This is a genomic window from Actinomadura darangshiensis (assembly GCF_004349235.1).
Lineage (GTDB): Bacteria > Actinomycetota > Actinomycetes > Streptosporangiales > Streptosporangiaceae > Spirillospora > Spirillospora darangshiensis.
In genome coordinates this window covers 1-5,908 of sequence record NZ_SMKY01000428.1, presented here as the reverse complement: position 1 = coordinate 5,908, position 5,908 = coordinate 1, and the positions used below count along the sequence as shown (strand labels likewise).

The window sequence follows — 5,908 nt, the reverse complement described above, 5'->3', positions numbered from 1 at the left end:
GGGGCGGGGCGGTGGGAATGAGGGCACCGAGGCCCTTGCCCAGACCGCGTCGCTGCTGGCTCACTGGACAGCTCCTCCGTGGGCCATCTCCGAGGCGGCCTCGCTGTAGGCGAGGGCACCGCTCGAACCTGGATCGTAGGTCATGACGGACTGCCCATAGCTGGGTGCCTCCGACACCCGGACGCTACGGGGGATCACCGTGTTGAGGACGACGTCGCCGAAATGGTTCCGGACGTCGTCGGCCACCTGCGCGGCAAGCCGCGTCCGGGCGTCGTACATCGTGAGCAGGATCGTGGACACCTTCAGCTGTTGGTTGAGGTGCGCCTTGACCAGGTCGACAGTCCGGATGAGCTGCCCGAGGCCCTCCAGCGCGTAGTACTCGCACTGGATCGGGATGAGCAGTTCGTCCCCGCCGACGAGGGCGTTCACCGTGAGCAGCCCGAGAGAGGGCGGACAGTCGATCAGCACATAATCGAACTTTTCGGTCTCGTACGCGTCGAGTGCCCGCCGAAGCCGCGACTCGCGGGCCACCTTGGAGACGAGTTCGATCTCGGCACCGGCGAGGTTGAGGGTCGCCGGCGCGCAGAACAGGTTCGGTATCTCCGCGGCCGGGACGACGATGTCGGCCAGGGCCATGTCCTCGATCAGGACGTCGTAGATGGAGGGGATCTCCGCGTGGTGCTCGACCCCGAGGGCGGTTGACGCGTTGCCCTGCGGGTCGAGGTCGACCACGAGCACCTGCGCGCCATGCATGGCAAGGGATGCGGCGAGGTTCACCGAACTGGTGGTCTTCCCCACACCGCCCTTCTGGTTGGCGATGGTGATGATGCGGCAGCTGTCCGGCCGCGGCCACTCCCGCTCCCTGCGACCCGACATCGCCTTGAGCGCGGTGACGGTTGTTTCATGTGAAACCTTGGCGTCCCTGAGCGCCTCTCGCACGAGTTCTGACTCCCCCTGATTCGGTCCCTTGCGCGGACCCGGCGGCTGGGCGCCGGCGTTCGTCGGCACATAGCCGACGTTCTCCGCTGTACCGGACGTCGTATTACCCCACATCGCGTGCCCGGACGGCGTGCTGCCCGGCGGTGTCTCCAGGTCTCCCTGTGTCCCGCCGGGCGCCGGCGTCTCCGCGCCCGCCTCCGCATCGGACCCGCTCGGGCCGGACGGCTGTTCGTCGGGGGATTCGTCGGCGCGGTCAGGCCCGCCCAGTCCTGGTCCCGTGCTCATGAAGACCTCTTCCTCGACCCTTTGGCACGCCGGGGCGCGCGCTGTCGTCGCCCGACAACCTCTGCTCGGCCGGCGACCACACGGACGAGTGTTGTCGGCGGATCGACCATACCGTGCCCGACTTGGAGCAGTTCCGTGGAGCGCACCCCGAACCGCTTCAGCACCGTCTCCGCCTCCTCCAGTTCGGCCGCGGCCCGCTCGCCCTTGAGCGCCAGGAGTTCGCCGCCCGGACGCAGCAGCGGAAGCGCCCATGTCGCGAGGCGTTCAAGGGGTGCGACGGCCCGTGCCGTGGCGACGTCCACCGAGAACTCCTTGGTCACATCCTCGGCCCGGGCCCGCCGCACCTCGACGTTCCGCAGGTCGAGCAGCTCGACGCACTCGGTCAGGAAGGTGGTACGCCGCAGCAGTGGTTCCAGCAGGGTGATCCGCAGGTCCGGGCGGACGATCGCGAGGACGATGCCGGGGAGGCCGGCACCCGAACCGATGTCGACGACCTCGGCGTCCTCCGGTATCGCCGTGGACACCACCGCGCAGTTGACCAGGTGGCGCTCCCACAGCCGGTCGGCCTCGCGCGGCCCGATGAGCCCGCGTTCGACCCCGGCCTGGGCGAGGAACGCCGCGTACCGCTCCGCCACCGGCAGCGCGTCCCCGAAAATCTCACGTCCAATCCCCACCAGACGAATCGTTCCACAAAAACCGGTGGGGCCGTACACGCGAAACGTCCCCTGTGGATAACTGGGCACGTCGGTTGGCCGACCCTTGCGCTATGGCGAGAACCACATGACCCCACTGCATATTCGGGAGGGGACGGGTAGGGGCTGTGTGTCGCCGTCCCCCCGGAAGGAGCTCCGACAGATGGGAATCGGAGTCAGTCTCGCATTCATCGCCCTGGGCGCGATCCTCGCGTTCGCCCTCCGCGTCGATCTCGCCGGCATCGACATTCACCTGGTCGGCTGGATCCTGATCGTGGTGGGCCTGATCAGCATGGGCTTCACTCTCAGATACACGCGTCCGCGGCGGCGCGCCGGACGAATCGCCGGCGCCGACCCCGCCTACGGGGACGAGCCGGGCACCCTCATCCGGGAAGAGCGCGTCATCGAGGACCCGCCGCCGTCCAACCGTCCAGGAGAGCGAGTCGAACGTGTGATCGAATATCCGGCGGACGAGGGAGTGCCGCACGGCCACGTGGCGCAGGATCCCGCGTTCTCGCAGGACCCGGCGCACGCCCAGGACCCGGCGGAAGAGAACTCCACCTCCGTCGTGGACTCCGGCGACCGCGTCCCGCAGCAGCGCCGCCGATGGCGCCGGACGGTCCGGCGGTAACGCCTGCTCGGTGTGCCAGGGCGGCGGTGCACACCGAGTTCCATGGGCCCCGCGCCGGCCAGGGCGCGGGGCCCTCTCATGCATGTGGACAACGGTCCTGGACGGCGGCGTCCGGAGAGTTATCCACAAGTCTCGTTTGGCCCCCCGGGTACGTGGGAGGGGCTTGACCATAGAGGTAAGCGGTCCGCCCCCGGGCGGGAGGGGCCTGCTTTTAACTTTCACTCAGGACGTTCCGTGTGGGGGCATGCGAAGGCCCCGGACAGAAGCTCTGCCGGGGCCATCGACGTCCATCAGGAAGGTTGAGGTCGCCTCCCAGTCTGCATCAGGTCGGCTCGGAGGCTCAGGTGCCTCCGAGTACCTGGTCAGGCCGGGTAGACGACCACGTAGCGGTCGGGCTCCTCGCCCTCGGACTCGCTGCGGAGGCCGGCGGCCGCCACCGCGTCGTGGACGATCTTGCGCTCGAACGGGGTCATCGGGGCCAGCGGCTTCGACTCGCCGGCCTGCTTCACCTCGTCCGAGACGTCGGTGCCCAGCTTGGTCAGCTCGGCGCGGCGGCGCTCGCGGTAGCCGCCGACGTCCAGCATGAGGCGGGTGCGGTTGCCGGTCTGGCGGTGGACGGCCAGCCGGGTCAGCTCCTGCAGGGCCTCCAGGACCTCGCCGCGCTTGCCGACCAGCTCGTCCAGGGCACCTCCCACGACGGCGACCATGGCGCGCTCACCTTCGACGTCCATGTCGATGTCACCGTCGTAGTCGCCGATGTCGAGCAGGCCCTCGATGTAGTCGGCGGCGATCTCGCCTTCCTGTTCGAGCGCCTGGACGTCGACCTCGGTGGTGTCGGTCTGCTGGCTCAACGGGGTCTCCTTCTCCGGCACGTGCTCGGGGTTCAAACTAGCGCTTCTGGGTGCCGCTGCGCTTGCTGCGCGACTTGCGGGTCGGCTGGTTGCGGACGGCCTTCGGCTTCTCCTCCGGCTCGGGCTCGGGCTCCGGCTCCTTCTTCAGCCGGCCCTTGATGCCGGACGACGCCTGCCCGTTCTTCGACGCGGCCGTCTTCGAGCCCGCCGCCCTGGCACCCGTCGTCTTCGAACCGGTCGTCTTCGAACCGGCCTTCGCGCCCGGCTTGGAGGTACTGGTCTTGGACGTACCGGTCTTGGACGTACTCGTCTTGGACGTGCCCGGCTTGGACGTGCTCGTCCCCGCCGTGGCGGCTTCGCCTTCCGTCCCGGGCGGCGGGTACTTCTTGTAGATGTAGTGCTGCTGCGCCAGCGTCCAGCTGTTGGACGTGACCCAGTACATGAGGACGCCCAGCGGGAAGCCGAGGCCGAACAGGCCGAACAGCGGCGCCAGGAAGACCATCATCTTCTGCGCCTGCATCATCGGGTTGGCCTCGTCGGCGACCGGCTGCCGCTTCATGCTGGCCCGGACGGTGAAGAACGTCGTGCAGGAGCTGATCACCACGGCGATGCCGGTGATGATGATCGCGCTCCAGGTCTTCGGCTCGGCGCCCCACGCGTTGAGGAACGTGTCGGGGATGTGCGCGCCGAAGATGTTCGCGTTCTGCGCGCTCGCCACCAGGTCGGACGAGACGGCGAAGACGCTCTGCCCGGACTTGGCGTCCGAGATCCGCTTCAGCGTCTGGAACAGCCCGATGAAGATCGGCATCTGCACCAGGAGCGGCAGGCAGCCCGACAGCGGGTTGGCGCCGTTGTCCTGGTAGAGCTTCATGACCTCCTGGTTGAGGCGCTGCTTGTCGTTCCTGTACTTCTTGCGCAGCGCCTGAACCTTCGGGTTCAGCTCCTGCATCTTCCGCGAGGCGTGGATCTGCTTCACGAACAGGGGGACGAGCATCAACCGCAGCAGGACGGTCAGGAGGATGATCGAACCGCCCCATGCCCATCCGCTGTCCTTGGGGACGACCGTACTGAGCCCCGTGTGTATCCACACGATGAGCTGAGAGACGATCTCGTACAACCAGTCAAGCACCGGGCAGCTCCTTGGGCTCTGCTAGGGCGGGGCCGCTCTCCGCGCGGCCGTGGTTCGGAGGGGCCGCCGCGGATCGCGCCCGGGGGTCCCCGGGCTCCCCGGCGAGGCCGGACCGCGGCTCGGACTCCGGCGAGGCCGGTACCGCGGACTCCCCGGCGGGGCCGGTGCGGGACGGCTTCTTCGGCGGCACCGGGTCGTGACCTCCGGGATGGAACGGATGGCACCGCGCGATCCGGCGGGCCGTCAGCCACGTGCCGCGCAGCGCCCCGTGCACCTGGAGGGCCTCCAGGCCGTACGCGCTGCAGCTGGGCTGGAAGCGGCACTGCTGCCCGAGCAGGGGACTCAAGAAGCGGCGGTAGGCGCGGACGAGAAGGATCAGCACGGCCGCGACGGGACCCGGGGGGCCCGTCTGATGCTGTGCGGGGAACGCCGTCCCCTGCCGACTCCTCATCCTCGCCCCTTGGACGCGGGCCGCAGCAGCCGGTCGAGTGCCGACTCCAGATCCGCGGCCAGTTCGTCTGGGCGCGCCTCTCCCGCGCGGGGGTTGGCGCGCACTACGAGCAGGCTACCCGCTGGGAGCCGGTCGAGGTGCGGGCGCATCAGGTGCCGGAGCCGCCGCCGTACCGCGTTGCGGAGGACGGCGTTCCCGACGGTGCGCGCCACGATGAACCCCACCAGCGGCGGTGCGGCCGCTGCCGGGGCCTCGTCGGGGCGCAGCAGGTGGACTACGACAGTTGGCCGTCCGGCGCGGCGACCGCGCCGGACGGCCAGTGTGAAGTCGTCCCGCCGCCGCATCCGGTTACCGGACGGCAGCACAGTGAGGGGAGGCTCAGACGGCGACGCGGGCGCGGCCCTTGGCGCGCCTGCCCGACAGGATCGCGCGGCCCGCGCGCGTGCGCATGCGCAGCCGGAAGCCGTGCTTCTTGTGGCGGCGGCGGTTGTTCGGCTGGAAGGTACGCTTGCTCACTTTGAGGCTCCAGTGCTGCGGTCGTTCGGCTTGAGGGTCTTGACGCTCGATATCTCGCACCGAGGGCCGCGTACGGTCCCCCGCAGCGGGGGCCCACCCGAGCGTTCCTTGAGGGGCTGCCGGCGGGCACGCGGTACCTCCGTCGATGCGACTCGACCTCAGCACGTTACGGGCTAGCCGGGTAGCCGGTCAAACGGAGGCCGCCACCGCCCGGCCCGTCCACGGCCCGCCGCTCACCGATTTAAAGCGCGATGCCTATCCACGACCTGCCCGACAGGGGTTAGGGCGGCCGACTACCCGGCCGGCTCCCGGGCGGCTTCCGGCTGACTTCCCGGCCGGCTCCCGGGCGGCTTCCGGGCGGCTCTCGGGCAGTCCGGGTGGGCGTCAGGCCGGCCGCTCGCGGGGGCGGGGCGG

The 5,908-nt window shown here is 69.7% G+C and carries 8 protein-coding genes; 1 reads left to right on the top strand and 7 read right to left on the bottom strand.

Annotated elements, in window-relative coordinates:
• Positions 1–60 precede the first annotated feature (60 nt).
• Positions 61–876 (bottom strand): ParA family protein, encoded by an 816-nt coding sequence (locus E1293_RS43615; protein WP_132205498.1) that lies wholly within the window; start codon positions 874–876, stop codon positions 61–63.
• A gap of 344 nt (positions 877–1,220) precedes the next feature.
• Entirely contained in the window at positions 1,221–1,898 is a 678-nt protein-coding gene (rsmG, locus tag E1293_RS43610) for a 16S rRNA (guanine(527)-N(7))-methyltransferase RsmG (RefSeq protein WP_132205496.1), read from the bottom strand.
• Between the two features lie 181 nt (positions 1,899–2,079).
• Between rsmG and E1293_RS43605 the strand changes: the two genes are divergently transcribed.
• Complete coding sequence (locus E1293_RS43605) at positions 2,080–2,547, top strand: DUF6458 family protein (protein ID WP_132205494.1); 468 nt, start codon at positions 2,080–2,082, stop codon at positions 2,545–2,547.
• A gap of 362 nt (positions 2,548–2,909) precedes the next feature.
• Here the strand turns inward: E1293_RS43605 and E1293_RS43600 are convergent, their stop codons facing one another.
• Genes E1293_RS43600 through rpmH form a run of 5 tightly spaced genes read right to left on the bottom strand, consistent with a single transcriptional unit; the run spans position 2,910 to position 5,494 of the window.
• Entirely contained in the window at positions 2,910–3,398 is a 489-nt protein-coding gene (locus tag E1293_RS43600; RefSeq protein ID WP_132205492.1) for a Jag family protein, read from the bottom strand.
• A gap of 37 nt (positions 3,399–3,435) precedes the next feature.
• A complete protein-coding gene (gene yidC, locus E1293_RS43595) occupies positions 3,436–4,527 on the bottom strand; it encodes a membrane protein insertase YidC (RefSeq protein WP_132205490.1) in 1,092 nt (363 codons plus the stop codon).
• A complete protein-coding gene (gene yidD, locus E1293_RS50585; RefSeq protein ID WP_132205488.1) occupies positions 4,520–4,978 on the bottom strand; it encodes a membrane protein insertion efficiency factor YidD in 459 nt (152 codons plus the stop codon). Before yidD ends, yidC begins: the two co-directional genes overlap by 8 nt.
• The gene (gene rnpA, locus E1293_RS43585) at positions 4,975–5,322 is read right to left on the bottom strand and encodes a ribonuclease P protein component (RefSeq protein ID WP_243717447.1); all 348 of its coding nucleotides are present in this window, start codon (positions 5,320–5,322) and stop codon (positions 4,975–4,977) included. The genes yidD and rnpA overlap by 4 nt, the downstream gene beginning before the upstream one ends.
• 34 nt (positions 5,323–5,356) lie before the next feature.
• Positions 5,357–5,494 carry a 50S ribosomal protein L34 gene (gene rpmH / locus E1293_RS43580; RefSeq protein WP_132205484.1) on the bottom strand — a complete coding sequence of 46 codons (138 nt, stop codon included), beginning with the start codon at positions 5,492–5,494 and terminating at the stop codon, positions 5,357–5,359.
• Between the last annotated feature and the right edge of the window lie 414 nt (positions 5,495–5,908).